Source organism: Methanothermobacter thermautotrophicus str. Delta H (genome assembly GCF_000008645.1).
Taxonomy (GTDB): domain Archaea; phylum Methanobacteriota; class Methanobacteria; order Methanobacteriales; family Methanothermobacteraceae; genus Methanothermobacter; species Methanothermobacter thermautotrophicus.
The window spans coordinates 1,381,156-1,401,312 of sequence record NC_000916.1 but is presented as its reverse complement, the minus strand read 5'-3'; the positions used below and the strand labels follow the sequence as shown (position 1 = coordinate 1,401,312).

At 51.3% G+C, this 20,157-nt stretch carries 17 protein-coding genes, 1 tRNA gene and 1 pseudogene; 4 read left to right on the top strand and 15 right to left on the bottom strand.

What is annotated here, in order from left to right:
- Nucleotides 1-61 precede the first annotated feature (61 nt).
- Nucleotides 62-1,411 carry an adenylosuccinate lyase gene (gene purB, locus MTH_RS07350; protein WP_010877146.1) on the bottom strand — a complete coding sequence of 450 codons (1,350 nt, stop codon included), beginning with the start codon at nucleotides 1,409-1,411 and terminating at the stop codon, nucleotides 62-64.
- 15 nt (nucleotides 1,412-1,426) lie between these two features.
- On the bottom strand, nucleotides 1,427-1,585 hold the full coding sequence (locus MTH_RS07345; protein WP_013294958.1) for a preprotein translocase subunit Sec61beta: 159 nt from the start codon (nucleotides 1,583-1,585) through the stop codon (nucleotides 1,427-1,429).
- Nucleotides 1,586-1,731: 146 nt separating this feature from the next.
- Here MTH_RS07345 and polC point away from each other — a divergent pair, with 146 nt between their 5' ends.
- Entirely contained in the window at nucleotides 1,732-5,007 is a 3,276-nt protein-coding gene (gene polC / locus MTH_RS07340) for a DNA polymerase II large subunit (protein ID WP_048061308.1), read from the top strand.
- Between the two features lie 24 nt (nucleotides 5,008-5,031).
- Here the strand turns inward: polC and MTH_RS07335 are convergent, their stop codons facing one another.
- Together MTH_RS07335 and MTH_RS07330 are read right to left on the bottom strand one after the other, a co-directional pair.
- On the bottom strand, nucleotides 5,032-7,404 hold the full coding sequence (locus tag MTH_RS07335) for a heavy metal translocating P-type ATPase (RefSeq protein ID WP_010877144.1): 2,373 nt from the start codon (nucleotides 7,402-7,404) through the stop codon (nucleotides 5,032-5,034).
- Between the two features lie 43 nt (nucleotides 7,405-7,447).
- On the bottom strand, nucleotides 7,448-8,659 hold the full coding sequence (locus MTH_RS07330; RefSeq protein ID WP_143485788.1) for a metal-dependent hydrolase family protein: 1,212 nt from the start codon (nucleotides 8,657-8,659) through the stop codon (nucleotides 7,448-7,450).
- Nucleotides 8,660-8,762: 103 nt separating this feature from the next.
- Here MTH_RS07330 and MTH_RS10095 point away from each other — a divergent pair.
- Nucleotides 8,763-8,927 (top strand): annotated as a pseudogene (locus MTH_RS10095) (Flp family type IVb pilin); the annotation flags it as partial.
- A gap of 203 nt (nucleotides 8,928-9,130) precedes the next feature.
- Here the strand turns inward: MTH_RS10095 and MTH_RS07320 are convergent.
- Nucleotides 9,131-9,583, bottom strand: a complete 453-nt coding sequence (locus MTH_RS07320) for a hypothetical protein (RefSeq protein WP_143485787.1) — start codon at nucleotides 9,581-9,583, stop codon at nucleotides 9,131-9,133.
- 259 nt (nucleotides 9,584-9,842) lie between these two features.
- On the opposite strand from MTH_RS07320, the gene MTH_RS07315 reads away from it, so the two are divergent.
- A complete protein-coding gene (locus MTH_RS07315; protein WP_115892650.1) occupies nucleotides 9,843-10,190 on the top strand; it encodes a DUF5518 domain-containing protein in 348 nt (115 codons plus the stop codon).
- On the opposite strand, the gene MTH_RS07310 is transcribed toward MTH_RS07315, so the two are convergent.
- The 9 genes from MTH_RS07310 to cfbD form a co-directional block, all read right to left on the bottom strand.
- Complete coding sequence (locus tag MTH_RS07310; protein WP_010877139.1) at nucleotides 10,187-10,582, bottom strand: DUF126 domain-containing protein; 396 nt, start codon at nucleotides 10,580-10,582, stop codon at nucleotides 10,187-10,189. The two genes, MTH_RS07315 and MTH_RS07310, sit on opposite strands and share 4 nt — an antisense overlap.
- Before the next feature lie 85 nt (nucleotides 10,583-10,667).
- Nucleotides 10,668-11,915: a tRNA pseudouridine(13) synthase TruD gene (gene truD / locus MTH_RS07305; RefSeq protein WP_010877138.1), complete on the bottom strand. Its 1,248-nt coding sequence runs from the start codon at nucleotides 11,913-11,915 to the stop codon at nucleotides 10,668-10,670.
- 153 nt (nucleotides 11,916-12,068) lie between these two features.
- Entirely contained in the window at nucleotides 12,069-13,430 is a 1,362-nt protein-coding gene (ftsA, locus tag MTH_RS07300) for a coenzyme F390 synthetase (RefSeq protein ID WP_010877137.1), read from the bottom strand.
- Between the two features lie 203 nt (nucleotides 13,431-13,633).
- Nucleotides 13,634-13,705: transfer RNA gene (locus tag MTH_RS07295), tRNA-Arg, on the bottom strand.
- A gap of 71 nt (nucleotides 13,706-13,776) precedes the next feature.
- Nucleotides 13,777-14,160, bottom strand: a complete 384-nt coding sequence (locus MTH_RS07290) for a hypothetical protein (RefSeq protein WP_010877136.1) — start codon at nucleotides 14,158-14,160, stop codon at nucleotides 13,777-13,779.
- Between the two features lie 35 nt (nucleotides 14,161-14,195).
- On the bottom strand, nucleotides 14,196-15,557 hold the full coding sequence (locus MTH_RS07285; protein ID WP_048061078.1) for an AIR synthase-related protein: 1,362 nt from the start codon (nucleotides 15,555-15,557) through the stop codon (nucleotides 14,196-14,198).
- Between the two features lie 23 nt (nucleotides 15,558-15,580).
- On the bottom strand, nucleotides 15,581-16,177 hold the full coding sequence (gene hisH / locus MTH_RS07280; protein WP_010877134.1) for an imidazole glycerol phosphate synthase subunit HisH: 597 nt from the start codon (nucleotides 16,175-16,177) through the stop codon (nucleotides 15,581-15,583).
- Between the two features lie 6 nt (nucleotides 16,178-16,183).
- Nucleotides 16,184-17,188, bottom strand: a complete 1,005-nt coding sequence (locus MTH_RS07275) for a sugar phosphate nucleotidyltransferase (protein WP_010877133.1) — start codon at nucleotides 17,186-17,188, stop codon at nucleotides 16,184-16,186.
- Nucleotides 17,188-18,267: a Ni-sirohydrochlorin a,c-diamide reductive cyclase catalytic subunit gene (gene cfbD / locus MTH_RS07270; RefSeq protein WP_010877132.1), complete on the bottom strand. Its 1,080-nt coding sequence runs from the start codon at nucleotides 18,265-18,267 to the stop codon at nucleotides 17,188-17,190. Before cfbD ends, MTH_RS07275 begins: the two co-directional genes overlap by 1 nt.
- Before the next feature lie 116 nt (nucleotides 18,268-18,383).
- On the opposite strand from cfbD, the gene sfsA reads away from it, so the two are divergent.
- On the top strand, nucleotides 18,384-19,106 hold the full coding sequence (sfsA, locus tag MTH_RS07265; protein ID WP_010877131.1) for a DNA/RNA nuclease SfsA: 723 nt from the start codon (nucleotides 18,384-18,386) through the stop codon (nucleotides 19,104-19,106).
- Between the two features lie 19 nt (nucleotides 19,107-19,125).
- Here the strand turns inward: sfsA and mthK are convergent, their stop codons facing one another.
- Entirely contained in the window at nucleotides 19,126-20,136 is a 1,011-nt protein-coding gene (mthK, locus tag MTH_RS07260; RefSeq protein ID WP_010877130.1) for a calcium-gated potassium channel MthK, read from the bottom strand.
- Nucleotides 20,137-20,157: the final 21 nt, after the last annotated feature.

Below are 20,157 nucleotides of genomic sequence, written 5' to 3'. Positions count from 1 at the left end.
TAAAAAATTTATGAGAAGATTTTTTTGAGGTATTAAGAAGAATATGCGTCTTCCAGACCGATCAGAGCCATTTTTGTGATTCCTCAAGGACCCTCTCAACCATCCTCCTGGCTGATCCGATGTAGGTCTCAGGGTTCATTATCTCCTCAAGGTCCTCCACTGTAAGGTAATCCATGATCTCGGACCTCTCAAGGACCACATCCCTTAGGCTTCTTCCTGTCCTGCTGGCCTCAATGGCACACTGGCGCACAGCTGCATATGCTGTCTGCCGACCCATGCCCCTCCTTGTTAGCTCAGCCATGAGCCTCTCCGCCATTATCAGGCCTCCTGTGAATTCAAGGTTCCTCTTAATATTCTCAGGGTAGAAGACGAGGTTGCAGAGGACATCCAGTGTCAGTTTAAGTATGTAGTCCGTGAGGATGCATGCCTCAGGAAGGATTATGCGTTCGGATGATGAATTTGTGAGGTCCCTCTCATGCCATAATGGGTTGTTCTCCAGGGCCGCGACAACATAGGACCTTATAACACGCGCAATACCACATATCCTCTCTGCAGTTATTGGGTTCATCTTATGAGGCATGGTACTGCTGCCCACCTGTTTCTCAGGGTCAAATTTCTCTCCAACCTCCATTATCTCTGTCCTCTGAAGGTTCCTGATCTCGAGGGCTATCTTATCAAGGGTTGTGGCTATGTTGGCAAGGACCATTATGAACTCTGCATGGTTATCCCTCTGGACGACCTGGTTGGATATCAGGACCGGTCTGAGTCCCAGTATCTCTGAGACCCTCTCATGGACCTCCAGGCCCTCCTCCCCCAGGGCCGCTGTGGTTCCGACGGCTCCTGTCATCATCCCGACACAGAGCCTTTCACTGCACGCATCAAGGCGCTCCAGCTGCCGGTGGATCTCATCTGCCCAGATGGCGAATTTCATGCCATAGGTGGTTGGGAGGGCGTGCTGTCCATGGGTCCTTCCGATGCAGACCCTGTCCCTGTTTTCATCCGCCAGAGCAAGGAGAACCTCAAGTACCCTGGTGAGTTTATCCCTGAGAACCGAGATTGAGTCCCTGAGAAGCAGGGAATTGGATGTGTCAACAATGTCATTGGATGTTGCACCGAAGTGCACATATTCCCCTGCGTCACCCTCACACTGCTCTGCAAGGGCCTTTACAAGGGATGCAATATCATGCTTTGTGTCCCTCTCAATCTCATTAACCCTTTCAAGGGTTACAAATTCTGTGCTGGCCTTCCTGACTATCTCAGAGGCCGCTTCAGCAGGTATGATTCCAAGTTCGCCCTCTGCCTGTGCAAGGGCCGCCTCAACGTCAAGCATCTTCTGGAGCTTATTTTCAGCCTCCCAGATAACCCTCATTTCAGGTGTCCCGTACCTGAATTCAACTGGATGAATGGCCATCTTAACACTCCTTGATCATCCCGAAAATCTGAGTACAAGGCAGAACACTGCCAGTATTATGCTCATCACAACTACCTGTTCCGGTGTGAGTTTCGGTCCCTTCGTCTCCTCTTCAAAGTACCTTACAAGACCTGCACCGCTGGGTGGAAGTGTCTTCTTATCCTTCTTTGCCATGAAAAATCACCATAAGTTTGATGTATAAAGCTTATTATATCTCTGCAGATACCATATAATATAAGTTTCACTAGCTGAAACTGAAGGACCTCCAGATTACTGAGAGACAATTCAATGGAGTTCAGGTTTATGTGTGATGTATCATGATGGACTACTTCAATGAGCTTGAAAGGGAGACAGAACGCCTCTATGAGATCGCAAGAAAGGCGAGGGCCAGGGGGCTTGATGTAAGCACCACCCCTGAGATACCGCTTGCCAAGGACCTTGCTGAACGTGTTGAGGGGCTTGTTGGTCCCGAGGGAATAGCCAGGAGAATAAAGGAACTTGAAGGTGACAGGGGACGTGAGGAGGTTGCATTCCAGATCGCGGCTGAGATAGCCTCCCAGGCTGTTCCCGACGATGATCCCGAGGAGAGGGAAAAACTGGCAGATCAGGCCCTGAGGACAGCCCTTGCAATACTCACTGAGGGTGTGGTTGCAGCGCCCCTTGAGGGTATAGCCAGGGTCAGGATAAAGGAGAACTTCGACAAATCCCGGTACCTGGCAGTGTACTTCGCAGGGCCCATCAGGAGCGCCGGGGGTACAGCCGCAGCCCTCTCAGTCCTCATAGCAGATTACATACGCCTGGCTGTGGGCCTGGACAGGTACAAACCAGTAGAGAGGGAGATTGAAAGGTACGTTGAGGAGGTTGAACTCTATGAATCAGAGGTCACGAACCTCCAGTACTCACCGAAGCCCGATGAGGTGCGCCTTGCAGCCAGCAAAATCCCTGTTGAGGTGACAGGGGAACCCACGGATAAGGTGGAGGTGTCCCACAGGGACCTTGAAAGGGTTGAAACAAACAACATCCGTGGGGGCGCCCTCCTGGCCATGGTTGAGGGGGTTATACAGAAGGCACCCAAGGTCCTCAAGTACGCCAAGCAGCTGAAACTTGAGGGCTGGGACTGGCTTGAAAAGTTCTCAAAGGCACCCAAGAAGGGTGAAGGAGAGGAAAAGGTTGTTGTGAAGGCAGACAGTAAATACGTTGAGGATATAATAGGTGGAAGACCCGTCCTTGCCTACCCCTCAGAGAAGGGTGCCTTCCGTTTGAGGTACGGGAGGGCCCGTAACACCGGCCTTGCAGCCATGGGGGTGCACCCTGCCACAATGGAGCTCCTCCAGTTTCTGGCCGTCGGGACCCAGATGAAAATCGAAAGGCCAGGTAAGGGTAACTGTGTGGTCCCGGTCGACACAATAGATGGGCCTGTGGTCAAACTCAGGAACGGTGACGTTATACGGATTGAGGATGCTGAAACCGCGTCCCGGGTCAGGTCAGAGGTTGAGGAGATACTCTTCCTCGGTGATATGCTGGTGGCCTTCGGTGAATTTTTAAGGAACAACCACGTCCTGATGCCGGCGGGCTGGTGTGAGGAGTGGTGGATACAGACCATCCTCTCATCCCCTAAATATCCCGGGGACGACCCCCTCAACCTATCATACTACAGGACCCGCTGGAATGAACTGGAGGTGAGTGCCGGGGATGCCTTCAGGATTTCAGAGGAATACGATGTACCCCTGCATCCACGCTACACCTACTTCTATCATGATGTGACCGTCAGGGAACTCAACATGCTCAGGGAGTGGCTTAACACCTCACAGCTGGAGGATGAACTAGTTCTTGAGCTCAGACCAGAGAAGAGGATACTGGAGATCCTTGGGGTCCCTCACAGGGTGAAGGATTCCAGGGTAGTTATAGGGCATGATGACGCCCATGCACTTATAAAGACCCTCAGGAAGCCCCTTGAGGATTCATCTGATACTGTGGAGGCACTGAACAGGGTCTCCCCGGTCAGAATAATGAAGAAGGCCCCCACCTACATCGGCACACGTGTCGGGCGGCCTGAAAAGACCAAGGAGAGAAAGATGAGACCAGCCCCCCATGTCCTCTTCCCAATCGGAAAGTATGGGGGTAGCCGGCGCAACATACCCGACGCTGCAAAGAAGGGTTCCATTACTGTCGAAATAGGACGTGCCACCTGTCCATCATGCAGGGTCAGCTCCATGCAGTCCATCTGCCCGAGCTGCGGCTCAAGGACCGTGATAGGAGAGCCAGGTAAGAGAAATATCAACCTGGCGGCCCTTCTGAAAAGGGCGGCTGAAAATGTTTCGGTGCGTAAGTTAGATGAAATAAAGGGGGTTGAGGGTATGATATCCGCCGAAAAATTCCCTGAACCCCTCGAAAAGGGTATACTGAGGGCCAAGAATGATGTTTACACCTTCAAGGATGCCACGATACGCCATGACTCCACAGACCTCCCCCTGACGCACTTCACGCCCCGTGAGGTGGGTGTGAGTGTTGAAAGGCTCAGGGAGCTTGGCTACACCAGGGACTGTTATGGAGATGAACTTGAGGATGAGGATCAGATACTTGAACTGAGGGTCCAGGATGTTGTCATCTCCGAGGACTGTGCAGACTACCTGGTGAGGGTTGCAAACTTCGTCGATGACCTCCTCGAGAGGTTCTATGACCTTGAAAGGTTCTACAATGTTAAAACAAGGGAGGACCTTGTGGGTCACCTGATAGCCGGCCTCGCACCCCACACCTCTGCAGCTGTCCTTGGAAGAATCATAGGATTTACAGGTGCATCTGCATGCTACGCCCATCCATACTTCCATTCAGCCAAGAGGAGGAACTGCGACAGTGATGAGGACTCGGTGATGCTCCTACTGGACGCCCTCCTCAACTTTTCAAAGTCATATCTACCCAGTTCAAGGGGTGGCAGCATGGACGCCCCCCTTGTTTTATCCACCAGGATAGATCCAGAGGAGATCGATGATGAATCCCACAACATAGACACCATGGACATGATACCCCTGGAGGTCTATGAAAGGAGTTTTGACCACCCGAGGCCATCGGAAGTGCTTGATGTTATAGACAACGTTGAGAAGCGCCTCGGGAAGCCTGAACAGTACACTGGCCTCATGTTCTCCCATAACACCTCCAGGATAGATGAGGGTCCGAAGGTGTGCCTCTACAAGCTGCTACCGACCATGAAGGAGAAGGTGGAATCACAGATAACCCTTGCAGAGAAGATAAGGGCTGTTGATCAGCGGAGTGTTGTTGAGGGAGTCCTCATGTCACACTTCCTCCCTGACATGATGGGTAACATAAGGGCCTTCTCACGCCAGAAGGTCCGGTGCACAAAGTGCAACCGGAAGTACCGTCGCATACCCCTCAGCGGGGAGTGCAGATGCGGGGGTAACCTTGTGCTCACCGTCTCCAAGGGTTCCGTAATAAAGTACCTTGAGATATCAAAGGAACTCGCATCAAGGTATCCCATAGATCCCTACCTGATGCAGCGCATCGAGATACTGGAGTACGGTGTCAACTCCCTCTTTGAAAGTGACCGCTCAAAACAGAGCTCACTCGACGTATTCCTTTAACGATTTACGCTCCAGCTCCTGAAATTAACCTTCTCCCTGCTTCTCCCTCAACCTTCTTGCAGGTGGGGTGTATCCCCTGAGGGTGAGTGAGAGGGATACCACTGTCACTGAACTGAGGGCCATTGCCAGACCCGCGTATTCTGGTCTGAATACGATTCCGAGGGGGTAAAGGGCTCCGGCAGCCAGTGGAATCAGCACAACGTTGTAGGCGAAGGCCCAGAAGATGTTCTGCCGGATCCTTGATATGACCTTCCCTGCCAGCTGGAGGGCCGCTGGAACATCAAGTGGGTCATCTCCCATGAGGACCACCTCACCGGCCTCCCGGGCTATGTCTGTTCCGCTACCAACCGCCACTCCGAGGTCGGCCTCTGCAAGTGCGGGGGCATCGTTTATACCGTCCCCGACAAAGGCGACTCCTTCACCCCTTTCTCGAAGCTCGGCCACCCTTGTTGCCTTATCCTGTGGGAGGACCTCTGCAATCACGGTCCCTATCCCCACCTCACGGGCCACAGCCTCCGCGGTTTTCCGGTTGTCCCCGGTTATCATTGCAGTGCCTATTCCCATCCTCTCCAGTTCCCTGACAGCCCGCGCTGAACCAGGCTTTATCTCATCTGAGACCGCTATGATCCCCTTCACCTCGCCATCCACTGCGACTATGACCACCGTCTTCCCATCTGATTCAAATTTTTCAGGGTCCCAGTGTTCCAGGGGGATGCCGTATTTCTCCATGAGGGCCCGGTTACCTGCAAGTACATGGTGTGAGTCCACCATCCCCTCAAGTCCCATGCCGGGTATGGCCCGGAAGTCCTCGGCCTCCGGGACGTCAACCCCTTCCTCCTCGGCCCTCTCAGTTACTGCAGCTGCAATGGGGTGCCTGGATTTTCTCTCAAGGGCCGCTGCCAGGCCCAGCACATCACCAACCATGTCTGTGACCCTGGGCCTTCCCAGTGTCAGTGTACCTGTTTTATCGAAGATCACGCACGATATCCTGTCGGATACCTCAAGGGCCTCACCCTTCTTTATGAGTATTCCAAGTTCAGCGCCCCTGCCTATACCTGCTGTGACAGCGGTTGGTGTTGCAAGGCCCAGTGCGCATGGACAGGCCACCACAAGTACGGATATGAGAACCGTGATGGACAGGAGTAACCCTGCACCTTCAACAAGGTACCAGAAGAGGAAGGCTGATGTTGCAACAAGCAGAACTGCGGGTATGAAATAGGATACTGCCCGGTCAGCAATCCTCTGTATGGGAGGCTTTGATGCCTGGGCCTCGTCAACGAGTTTTATTATACCTGAAAGGAAGGTTTCATCACCGGTGCGTTCAACCCTGAACCTCAGGATGCCGTCAGTGTTTATTGTACCTGCAACGACCTCTGATCCGGGTGTTTTAAGGGCCGGGAGGGGCTCACCTGTTATCATGAACTCATCCACATAGGAGGATCCCTCCACAACCTTTCCATCAGCGGGTACCCTGTCCCCTGGTCTCACAATTACCTCATCACCCACATCTATCTCGTGGATCCTCACCTCAACCTCCCTGCCGTCCCTGAGGACCGTGGCGGTGTCTGGCTGGAGTTCCATGAGCCTCCTCACTGCCTCTGATGTTTTACCCCGGGCACCTGCCTCCAGGTACCTTCCAAGGGTGAGGAAGGATGCCAGCATAAGTGCGGTGTCATAGAACATGAAATCGGATGGGAGAATCCCTGCGGTGCCCAGGATGCTTGAAAGGAAGGCGACTCCTATACCCATTGAGTACATTACATCCATGTCAAGTGTCCCGGATCTCAGTGATCTGAGGGCCCCCCTGAATATCGGTCCTGAGACATAGATGAATGGTATGATTGACACCAGTAGCATGGATATACCCCCACCTGGGGGCTGTAGACCGAGGTACATCATCGCCATCAGGGGGACTGACACTCCGAAACCCACTATTATTCTTCTAATTTTTGGTTTCAGGTCCTCACTGATCTCTTCACCCTCCAGACCCCTCACGGTGTATCCAAGATCCTCCACCGTCCTTTTGAGGTCCTCCACAGAGGTCAGGGATGGGTTATAGGAGATGTAGGCCTTTTCAGCTGCGAGGTTGACTGTGGCATTGCTTACGCCCTCAAGTCCCCTCAGGGCGGATTCTATTTTCTGTACACACATCGCACAGCTCATACCACCCACAGCCATGGCTATGTTCTCATTGAGTACAGTGTAGCCGGCGTCCTCAATGGCGGCCTCCATATCGGAGAGATCAACCCTCCGGGGGTCATACTCAACTGAAACCTTTCCCTCAACCAGGTTGACCGCAGCATCGCGGATTCCATCCAGTTTTCTGAGGGCCTCCTCGATCTTCAGTGCGCATGCAGCGCACCCCATCCCGCCTATCCTTATCGTTATTCTTTTCATTTACATTCCACCAGATCCATGATTCAACCTGAACTTCAGCCAATCAATAGACCAGCTCATCCCTGTAGATTATGCCATCCCTCACAACCAGGAGCACGTTCCCGGGCCTGGAAAGTTCGTCTATCTCCTCCACCGGATTCACCTCAGTTACAACAATATCTGCAATTTTACCCTTTTCTATTGAACCTATCCGGTCCTCCCACCCCATGCATTCGGCTGCATGTATGGTTCCAGCCCTTATGGCTTCCAGTGGCTCCATGCCGGTCTCTGTAAGGTAGGATAGTTCAAGCAGGTTCATTCCATGCTCAACAACACCTGAATCTGTGCCCATAACCATCCGCACACCCTCATTGTAGGCCATCTCCATGTTCTCCCGGTGGACTTCTGCCACCTCAATGGCGTCCCTGCGGCTGTATTCCGCCAGTTCTCCCCTCAGGGCCTTATCATTGTTGAGGCGGGTTACCAGGAATGTTGGTACCAGGTAGACGCCCCTTTCAGCCATCAACCTGGCGGTCCTTTTATCCAGGTATGTTCCATGTTCAACTGAATGAACACCCGCCTTTATGGAATTCTTTATCCCCTGGAGACCATGGGCATGGACCATAACATTTTTACCCCTGAATGATGCCTCCTCAACTATGGCTGCAAGTTCTGACGGTGTGAACTGGGTGTCCGATGGTCTGTCCGTGCTGCTCATGACTCCACCAGTCGCCATTACCTTAACAACATCCGCCCCAGCCCTCAGGACCTCCCTCGTCCTCTTCCTCACAGATGGGATCCCATCACAGATACCGGAGGGTAGCCCCCTGTATCTCCTTTCAATGTTGAGTCCTGATCTTGTGTGAAAGTCGAAGTGCCCCCCCGTGATTGATAGGGGCGTGACGCTTATCTGCATCCGGGGCGCCTGGATGATGTGCCGGTCGGAGGCCATCTTAACACCGAGGTCTGCAAGACCCGCATCCCTTACCGTTGTAACACCTGCCTGGAGGGTTGCCCTCATATTGTCAAGGGCCCCGTAGAAGTAGAGTGAGAGTGGATCCTCAAGTTTGCTCTCTGTCCTGAACCCATCCTCCATTAGATGGGTGTGCAGGTCAATGAAGCCTGGTAGAATGAACTTATCAGAGGCATCAATAACCTCAACACCTGTGACACTACTCTCAATGGCGGTTATCCTCCCCTTATCAACAAGCACGTACCTCCTTTCATGCTCCCCTGAATAGATGTCCAGAAATTCACCCTTCACTGCAAATCTCATGTAAAAACCCCTGAAAATACCCTTATGGTCACCTTCAATTCTGTAAGGAAAATATATATACAACGGAACCTATATACCTATATAGATTTAGGGGCTGATCTACATGTTTTCTGAATCATTTTTACTGGATGAATCCGGTCAGTCATCCTCAGAATACATACTCCTCTTCGGAGCCATAGTGGTCATTGCAATACTCTCACTGATAATCTACAGGTCCTACTTCCAGAGGAGCAGACTAAACTCTGCCCAGGACACCGGGGAGGTACGCTGCAGTACCGATAGTGGAAGTGCCTCGGAGAACCCGCCGACAAATAACACCTCCGGCCCTGGCCCGGAGCCAGAACCGATACCTCCATCGTTCCCGTGACCAGCTTGAACTGCTGGCTCCATCCAGAACATGAAAACCTATATTCTAGATTTTCTCAGTACTATCTGCTGTAACTCATCCATCGTTACCGAGAACATAAAAACCTATATTCTAGATTTTCCCTCATAGTCGGAGATGAGTGCAGCTACCATGACCGCACCGGCCATGTTCATTGAGAGGTCCCTCATTGTGTCTGAGTACAGGGCAGCAGATGGCTCATAGTAGATTAAAAACCCTGTGATTTCATATAAGAGACAGAAGAGGACTGCAGCCGATACCGTGAACATGAACCTCTCCCACTGGCTCAGTTTTTTGAGTGCGCCATGGAGGAGTGTTGAAAGATAAATTGCCACCACAAGACCCGCAGTAAAGTGCTCGGCCATGTTAACTGCAAGGGGCCCTGAGGCAGCCAGTAGCTTCAGTGCAAATTCAGCGGGGGGATACAGTATGACTGTTAAGATGAAGATCCTCCTTTTATGGTCCTCAAGGAAGCCCTCCGGTTTATAGACGATTATTATGGTGGAAAAGATCAGGCCCGCCAGGAGCTTAAAGTTCATGTCAGGATGGGAAAGGAGGAATACCGTTAACCAGACGATCAGAAAAACCGGTAACCATTTATCATCAAAAAATGAGAGCTTATAATCATTAAAATCATCAATAATCATGAAATGCAACTCCTTAGCACCCAAAAACCGTTCAAATTATCCCATGAATGAACCCCGATCCAGCAGGTTCTTACTTTTATCTGGAGCATCATTACCCTTTCGACCATAAGATTATATATCCATCATAAATTATTATTCATGGTGATCGATGATGGAAATTGAAGTTAACTGGAAGGCAGTTGTTTCTGGTATCATCCTTACAGTCATCCTTGGACCCCTCCTCAGATTACTGATCCCCTCATTGATGGGCGTGCTTTCAATTCTCCTGGCCTCTGTGGCCTGCGGTTACATCGCAGATAAGGATTATCTCAACGGTGCGGTGAACGGGGTTATCATGGGGGCCGCCGTTGGCATCATAAACATCCTCATGGTCTACATCAAAACTGGTATCATGAATATGCCGATCCTCTCAATACTCATATACGCCCTTGCAGGTGATATGAGCCTTGGATTCCTTGGTGGGAGCGCCGGCAGCATACTGGGGTCCTTCAGGGACTAGAACCTGATTTTTCCCTCATCAGCATCCACCTCAACCTCCATTGAATCCTCCAGAAGACCGAGGAGGTCCTCCGAGGGTCTGTCCACCATGGGTATTCCAGCCATTATGGCCCCGGTTGCGATTATTGGCTCCGCGTTCAGGCATATTATGGCGGCCGGAGCTGTTTCGTTCTTTGCCATCTGAAATATGACATAGGACCCCACCGTGGAGCCCTTACCGCCGGGTATGAGGAGAACCTTCCCCCTAATGCTCCTGCCATGTAATGGGTGTTTCTGGTCAATAACCCTCCCTGTGCCGGGATCAACTCCTCCGAGAAAGCTCAATGGTTCGGTTGATACCAGAACTGGACCTCTTCCCTTTCCACGTGATATAACTCTGCAGTCAACTTCCACCGGATCATCTCCATACCTTTAATCATTCAGTAAGTGGTCACGGATATTCAGTAAAATCCATGGACCCACCTGCATGTCTGAAGACCTAGACAACATCCTTTTTCATGATCTCCCTTAAAACAGAGGTTGCATAGCACCCCCTGGGTATTGAGAATTCAACTGTAAGGCCCTCCTGGCTCTCATGGGCATCCACGTCCCATATCCTGAAGCGTATCGCCCTCCTCATGCCATGGCTTCCAAGTTTGGGGACCTTTATTGAGTTGAAGTCCTCAAGGGACACTCCCTCATCCTCAAGTATCCTCCTCTCAATCTCACCGGGCCTTCCACTGGCAAGGGGGACCTTGCTGCCATATAAGGGTGCTGTCGGATGGGCCTCGAAGTTTAGGATCAGCTCCTCCAGTTCATCTGGATCAGCGTCATGTATTATGTGCTGGTCATTATCAATGACTATATCGCCGGGGATGTGGGTGTTTATGCCGAGGGCCGCCCTCTCACTTACTGCCCGGTTGAAGAGGTATGACTGGTAGGCGTGGACGAACATCCTCTTCAGGGGCTTCGGAAGTGCATGGATGGCCCTCACGTATGATTCATCTGAGAACTCACCCCTACGTAGATCCCTGAGCATCGGTCTCAGCATCATCCTCTCATACCTCATTGATGATGGCATGAGCTCATATGCCTCCTCAAGGTCGCCCCTGTCATAGGCCCTCCTGGCCTCTGAAACAATCTCTGATTCCCCCTCAAGGGGGTTACCTATGTAGCTGTCAACCGCGCCCTTTACATCGCCATGGACAAGTGCCCGTCCAACAAGGTGCGTGTTTGCCCTTGGACTCCCAAAGCGCTGCCAGCCATAGTAATTCGGGACACCCTTATCCTCAAGTTCCTGGAGGGTGGCCTTGGCTGTTTCCAGGGGTTCATCGATTTCGGTGTCCCTTATCAGGATCCTGAAACGGTTGCCCAACAGCTGGCCCATCCGGAGTTTCTTCTCATTTGCTGTGACCCTGAGGAATTTAACGTTTCTTATCCTTTCCTCTATGGCCTTAACCTCTGAGGGTGCTGTGTTGCTCACACATATCCACTGTCTGGTGACGGCCCTCTTATCCTTCATGCCAGCGAATCCCATCCTTCTCCTGTCAAGGTGGAGTTCCCTTGCAATGTCGAGGAGGACGTCGAGGGTTGTCCTGCCCTCCTTCTCTATCCATATCCATGTGTTTGGGCCGCTGCCACTGGGCTCTGTGAGGGGGATCTCCTCCACCTCAAAGTCCCTGTTATGCACCCTTATTCTTCCACCGGTCCCCTCTGTTGATGTGACATAGGTTTCTGCATTCAGCATCGTTTTACTCCAGAATTTATGTACTCAGTCGATAATGTTTCTGCATTCAGCACCATTTTAATTATATAATTCGCTATCCACTGAAGGAAGGCTCAGTTCCCTGAAACTATCCGTCCATGATGATGTCTGCCCTACATCCCAACCTTAGCTGGACTATCTCCTATCAACCATACGCTTGGGCCTGCCCTTAACCTTATAAAATTCGAGTTCGCCTGGCCCTACGAAGTTGAATATTATCTCAAATGTTCCCTCAAGGTAGGCATCATGCAGGTCCCTCTTATATTTGAAGAAGGCCCCTATAAAGTTCTCCTGGATTATCTCCTTGGCGCAGTTTCCTGGATCCTCACATTCAAGGGAGACCCTCATGGTCACTGTGCCCTCATCCTCGTCCCCGTAGAGGAAGGCCTCATATTCCCCTGTGAGGTAATCCATGTTCTCCCTCTGGAAAACCGCTGCCTCAACGTCAACCCGGTTGAATGGATGACCGGAGATCCAGAAGGTCTCTGCCTCCCTTTCAGGGTTCATTATCCTCATGTGGGTCCTTCCACACCTGCACGTGTCCCTGGATATGACCACGGTTGTGTCCTCGGTGTCATAGTTGAGCAGGAGTGTGCCGGTCCTCTCACCAACGGGTAGCAGTGTTGTCAGGACTATCCTGCCGCATTCCCCATCATCAACGAAGTCCCTGAGGTTGGGGTCATAGACATCCAGGTGTACGAGGTCCTCGGGGACGTGGAGTCCCTCCTTGATGTGGCATTCCCCACACATGGTCCCCTCGGTGCTCCCATAGGTGTTGTAGACATCAACTCCCCACAGTTCCTCGACGTATGCCCTTGATTCCGGCGCAAAGCTTTCACCACCAACCACCAGTCTCTTTATGCTTGACTCCCTGGGATCAATTCCCTGCTCCTTCATTCGCCTTGCGAGCCTCAGCAGTTTGAATACGTTTGCAACTATCCCTGTTGGCCGGTAGTTCTCCATTATCCTCACAGGAAATGTGCATTTGCCCTCGGGTATTATTGTCATTCCTATCTTCTGTGCTGCCAGTGTCATCGTGTTGGCCCCGACGTTCATGCCGTAGGATGCGCATACGACGACCCGGTCACCTGTTTCAAATCCCTGGGATACAAAGGACCTCGCATACTTCTCTGCGTACCTCTGCCAGTCCCCCCATGTGAGGAAGAAGGACTTTGGTCTTCCGCTGGTGCCGCTGGTCTCATGGATGGTGTAGATCTCCTCCCAGGGGGCGCATTTAAATTCAAATCTGTCCTTTTCAGGTGGCTGGTTTTTCCTTACTGTTTCACCGCTTATTATAGGGAGCTCCCTTAGGTCCTCATGACTCTTTATATCTGAGGGCTTGATATTGTTCTCCCTGAACCATTTGCTGTAGAAGGGAGAGTTTTCATATGCATAGTTAACTGTGTACCTTATCCTCTCCTCTACAAGGGCGTCCAGTTCGCCACGTTCCATGGTCTCTATTTCAGGATTGAAGTAGGTCCCCATAACAACCACCATCTCCAGACATTAGTTTGTCGTCCATGAAATAAAGATTTGCTGATGATCTCCATCCCGACATGATCAGAGCAAGAATGAAAAAAGATTTGCTGACGGTCCGCTTCCAGCGCTGATTCCAGATCAGGCGGTACATTGGGACGGACGCAGTTACTTGATGGTTTCGCCCTTTAAATAGAATCAGTGGATTTTAATGTGAAGGTGAGTGCCCTGACCGGGACTTGAACCCGGGTAATAGGATCCGCAGTCCTACGTGATATCCGCTACACTATCAGGGCAAAATGAGAGTGAAGGGTAGTTTATACCATCCTATATTAATAATTTTCCATGCAGGTATTTAAGTCTTGCATCAGGATCTCCATAGATAGAGTCTGAAGGTGACGTTTCCCCGCGACCTCACAGCCACGTCTATGTCTTCTGCATCCTCCATTGAACCACGGGATGCAACGGTAACCTCACCGGTCCCCCTGTCAGCTGTGAGATTGTAGTCCATCCCCTCAAGGGTCCTGTTGAGGAAATCCGATGCCATGGTTGGGTCAGGAGACTCTGCAAGGCCATCCAGTATGCTTTCACCTGATGGATAGGACGCCATGGCATCAAGGACATCCCCTGCTTTCGGAGATTCAGGGGTGACCAGCGGGGGGTCCGTGTTGATGACGGATGCCGTTACTATGAAGACCACTGTGAGTGCAAGAACCGCGTCGGTTGTGGATATGTAGCCCCCATCATCCATGATATCCCTTCAAGAAGGCTGTCCTTTCTCCTGATCTAATCCTCCCGGGAGATCATCCGGACCACCATGTCCTTCTTCTCTATGGCACGCCTTGCAGCATCCTCAACCTTCCTCTTCATCTCCTCAAAGTCCTGGGGTGTTTTATCACCCACCATCTTCTTTATCTGGGTGTATGCTGCCTCACGGAAGAGTGGCCTGAGTTCCTCCTCTGAACCGTCCCTCAGGAGAACCGGGACCCCTGAGTCAGTTACCCTTCCTATTTCTGCAACATCAACGCCTGCACCCCTTATGGTATCCATAACATCAGGGGCCACGTCCTCGGGGGCTATTATCATGAGCGAATCTATGGAGACGCCGAGGGGGTCAATTTCAAGGTCCTGCAGCATCCTCAGGACACTGGGGTTTATCATGGACATGACCGCATCGGCATCGAATTCCAGTCCAACCCCTGCTGTTGAGGATATCTCATGTGCATCTCCCCTCAGACCACCATTTGTAACGTCTGTCATTGCATGGACATCGCCCAGGAGCCCTGAATCCATTATGGCCTCGGAGGCCCTTATGAAATTCACGTCAAGGGTCTCCCATACAACATCGAAGAGTCCATGGTATATGGCGGTTGTGGTTATTGTCCCGCCTCCTGACCCCTCTGTTAGGAGTATGACGTCTCCGGGCTCTGCACGCTTCCTGGCTGTTGGTGGTGTCTCTGAAAAGCCTATGGCCCCGACTGCGCTGACAAGCCTGTCACCAAGGACCATGTCACCCCCGACCCTCAGGGTGCTCCCGGCGACCACCGGGACGCCAACGAGCTCTGATACTGCTGCAACCCCTGCAGTGAAGTCAAATAGTTTACCGACGTCACCATCATCTGCAAGGTGGAGGTCGCTTATGAGGGCCACGGGCCTTGAACCCATCACACACACATCCCTCAGGGCTGCCCTGGTGACATGGAAGCCCCCGAGGAAGGGGTATTCGCTTAGGCGTGAGTGTATCCCGTCCACTGCGGTTGTTATGTATACGTCCCCACTTCCTGTTTCAGTCCTTACGACGCCACCATCATCCTGTGCCTCAGGATTTATGAATGAACGTGTCCCTGTGCTTGAAACGATATCTGCGATCTTCCTGTGGACAAAAAAGTCGCCCTCACCCCGGGACCCGACCCCCATCTCACCCATTCCAACCCCTGCAGGGGGGTATGATATTATGGTCCTGAGGCCATCGTCGAGTCCACCGGTTTTAAGGGTATTCTTAACCTCATAGATAACCGCGTCCGCCATCCGGATGGATGTTTCCCTGTCTGTATCCTTGAATTCCAGTATAAGGTCAGCCAGTGCGTTCCTGAGTGACTCCTCATCCATGGAATCCATGTTTCGCCTTACAAATCCCTCTATATCCATTATCCAACCTCTCACTGATCCTTTCATGCCCTGATTATTTCGACAAAGTTCCTTAGAACATCCAGTCCGGCTTCCCCGCTCTTTTCAGGGTGGAACTGGGTTGCATGGATGTTATCGGATTCGATGGCCGCTGTCATTTCAACCCCATAATCTGTCCTTGCAACGACCACGTCGTTGGAGGGTTCAGCATAGTAGGAGTGGACGAAGTAGAAGTACTCATCCTCAGCACCCTCAAGGAGCTGTGAATCTTCCACAATTATCAGCTGGTTCCAGCCCATATGGGGGACCTTATTGCCTGGTGGTATTCTTATGACCCTTCCCGGTATAAGGTCAAGACCATGGACACCAGGAGATTCCTGGCTCTCTGAAAGGAGCACCTGTAGCCCCAGGCATATCCCCAGGAAGGGTTTCCCATCCATGATGTTCCCCAGCAGGGTTTCCCTCAGACCCTCGAGTTTGGCCATCGCACTTCCAAATGCACCGACACCCGGGAGTACGAGTGCGTCGGCGGCTTCAAGGATCTGTGGATCTGATGTCACAAGGGCATCTGCCCCTATCTTCCTGAATGCATTGGCTATGCTCCTGAGGTTTCCGCTTCCATAGTCTATGATGGCTATCAAGCGATCTCACCTTGTATAGTAATCCTGGACCCTCACGGTGTCGTTTAGGTGTGGTGTTGATACCTCATGGAGTACGGTGTTCTCCATGGCCACTATGGAGTGCCTCTCCCCTGGTTCTATGCGGATGGTGTCGTTCTTGCTGAAGTACTCCTTCCGGTTATCGAATTCTATGTAACCTGAACCCGAGATTATGTACATGGTCTCATCCTTCTCCTCATGGTAATGGAATGATGTCCTGTAGCCCTCCCTTATGAAGAGCTCCTTTGTGAGGTACTTCTCGGTGTTTATGAGGATCTTCTCATAGCCCCATGGCTTGTCCTCCCGGTTACGGTACTCCTTCCTTATCTCCTCAAGTTCTTTGGAGGTGTCGATGGCCATCCAGAAGAGACCGTCCTCCCTGTAGTAGCCCAGCTTGTTCTCCTTTGCCATGAGGGGGAAGAGTGTCTTCTCGATGTCCCCCGACTCAAAGTCACCGAAGTCAAGGTTTCCCTTGGAGAAGTAGACCCCTGCGTTGATGTAATAGTCAAGGAGTGGTTTCTCTCTGAAGTTTATTATCTTATCACCGCTGGTTTCAACTATGCCATATGGTGACTGCATCCTGGTTATGAACATGGTCAGGGGATAATCTGACATCTCACCCAGGTGTATCATCTTCTTTATATTGAGGTCAGCCACAACATCCCCATTCCTTATTATGCACTGTTTCTCTCCATCTATGGCCTCCATTCCAAGCCTTATGGCGTTAAGGGTCCCCAGTGGTTTCTCCTCCCTTACATACTCTATTCTGAGTCCCTTGTAGTTATCACCATACCTCTCCTCTATCCTTTCCCCAAGGAAACCTGTAAGGAGGTACACCGTGTTTATGCCTGCATTTTTGAGGTCAAAGAGCTGTTTATCAAGGATGGTGTAGCCCTCCTTTATCTCGATGAGTGGTTTTGGTATTTTCTCAGTTAGGGGTCTCAGACGTTTCCCGAATCCCCCGCAGAGTATCATTCCAACTGTTTCAGCCATCATATCACCTTTTTAATGTTTCTTCTAAGGGCATCTCCAAAATCAGATTCCACTATGCTCCTCTGTCCCAGTGTCCTTGCATGGGCATCAAGTTCAGCCACCACATGGGTGTAACCCAGTCCCCTGAGTGGCTCCACCAGTCTGGGCCCGTCGGTAACTGCAACGGATTCAAGACCCAGTTCCTCCACTGGGAGTGCATGGGGAACCCCTGAAACGACTGCAAACTCTATTTCCTCATTCCTTAAAATTTCTGCAGCCCTTGCACCGGTTATGGGGTATTCATCAAGTCCACCTGTTATATGCTCCACCCTGTTACCGCTCCTCTCTATCTCTGAGAGTATGTTCTCTGCATGCCTCCGTATCCTTGGAAGGCCAATACCCTTATCAAGATTCGCGATTATAATGGGGGGGTTATCAGGGTTCAGTGACCCGAAGGGCAGTGTCAGTGTATCGGCAAAGAGGTAGGATGTCTCCTTCTTGGCATTGAGGACAAAGGCCACCCTTCTACCTTCCATTATGGCTTCAAGAACCCTGAGAGCCACCTCATCCTTATCATCGCCGTAGGATGGGCGGATGTATTTCCCCTGGGCCATGCCCCTTGTCTTTTCAATTTCTGTTGCGAGTTTCAGCATCTTTATCTGACGCTCTGCCTCCTCTTCAGGGATTATACCCTGCTCCGCAGCTGCCTCCAGGACTATTATGGCACCCTCAGTGTTATCACCCTCACCGAAGCCGCCATGGGATTCCACGGCGAGGACCCTTGCAGGTATACCCGCCCTCTGGACAGCCTCCTTCAGGTCCTCGCCGATTATCATACTGGCACAGGTGCCCACCACACCCACAAGTTTGGGGGAGAACATTTCATATGCCTTCCTGAGGGTCTCTGTGAGTTTATCGGATGCCCCGAAGATGAAGTCCTGCTCTGACATTGCAGTTGTTAGGACACGGACTCCATCAGTTTCAAGGAGTCTCCCTGTCCTGAAGCAGCAGCCATGGGGGCCGTGAAGGATTATCACGTCAGCGTCAAGGTCTCTGAGTGTGTAGAGTGATGCGGCTATTGGGCTGGGTCTTGGATGCAAATTACGTCACCTCAAATGTCTGTGGTTATGCAACATGGCTGGAACCATGATGCAAATCCATCCCATGATTCATATCCATGGATTGATTAATATTCATTTAGAAGCTTACATATATAATGATGGTTGCCATGATCATAGAGAACCCCTTAAGGGGAAGCTACATTGAAAGGCCCAACAGGTTCACAGTGGCTGTTTATGTTGATGGTGAGAGGCGGCTAGCCCACCTGAGGGACCCTGGAAGGCTCAGAGAACTTCTGATACCTGGAAACGATGTTATACTGAGGAAAGCCTCCTCAGGAAACCGGAAAACAGAGTTTGATGTTATAGCCCTCAGGAGGGATGATGAGTGGGTGCTTGTAAACTCGGGCTTCCACAGTGACCTGGCTGCCAGTATAATAGAATCCTCAGCAGTGGATGAGTTTCGTGGCTTCAGAATAGAAAAGAGGGAATGCAGCTTCGGCAGAAGCAGGATTGATTTTCTGCTGGCATCTGAAAATGAAAGGATGCTCGTTGAGGTCAAGGGCTGCACCCTTGTCAGGGAAAACCTTGCGCTTTTCCCTGACGCACCCACAGAGAGGGGCAGGAGACACGTTGAGGAACTGGAACGCGCCCTCTCTGAGGGTTACCATAGCAGTGTACTCTTCCTTGTATTTGGCAGAAGTGCACGCTTCTTTTCTCCAAATCATGAAATGGATCCTGAGTTTTCATCTGCACTTAGAAGGGCCCATGAAGCAGGCGTGAATGTAATACCCTACACCCTGGCCACTGATATCAATGAGAAAGTCCTTGTGTATCCCCTAAGGAGAATAGCTGTGCGTTGGCCGGGTGAATCCCCCTGATTCATGTCATTCCGAAATTTCAGGCGCTGATGTAATTCTTTAACCTTTCAATCTCCTCTGGTTTTCCTATGCCCAGTATTATATCCCCTGCCCTGAAGGAGTAATCCCTTGGAGGGTCTATTATGAGTTCATCTCCACGTCCCACACCGATTATAATTACCCCTGTCACATCATGGATGTCAGCGTCAAGGACTGAAACTCCTTCAAGTTTGCTCCCTTCAGGGATTGGGACTTCAACCATCCTCCTTGTGGATTCCTCTGCAAGCACATCCTGTACGAACATAGCCTCATAGCCGTCATCGATGCTCCTGGACATCAGCCTCCCTGATATGACAAAGGGGGATATCACCTGATCAGCACCCGCCATCCTCAACTGCTCAATGTTCTCATATCTCTCAGCCTCGGCTATGATCCTCACAGATTCATCTATCTTCCTTATGCCAAGTATGCAGTGTATGGTCTCTGAGTCAGATTCAAGGTCCACTATAACCGCCCTCGCGCCCCTGACATTGGCCTTTTCAAGGTCAGAGACCCTGGTGGGGTCCCCATGGACAAAGTTGGCCCCACTCCTCAGGACCTTCTTCCTGACGTTCTCATCCTCTGCAAGCACAAACACCTCACTCCCCCGGAGTTCCCTGAGGCACTCCAGGGTACTCTCACTCCAGCCACATATAACCACGTGCCTTGATTTAGCCACATCTATCAGCCCCATTAATTTCATCTGCTCCCTGTTTATGAGGAACTCTAAAAGTCTTTCAACTGCAACCGCGAAGGTCCCTATGCCAAGTACGATAAGGGTTACCGTGAAGTACATTCCAAGTGGCGTTGAGGGACTGTAGTCACCGTAACCAACAGTTGCTATTGTTACAAAGGTCCAGTAGAGGGAAACCGTCCATGACTCCCCCTCTATGAAATGGAACCCTGCTGTGCCGTAGATGATCACAGCAAGAACAAGGAGGAGTATGCGCGTGGCCGGGACCTTTAAGACCCTTGGGAGATGCTTTCTTATGATCTCAATTACAAGGACCATCCTATCCCCTCAGGACTCATC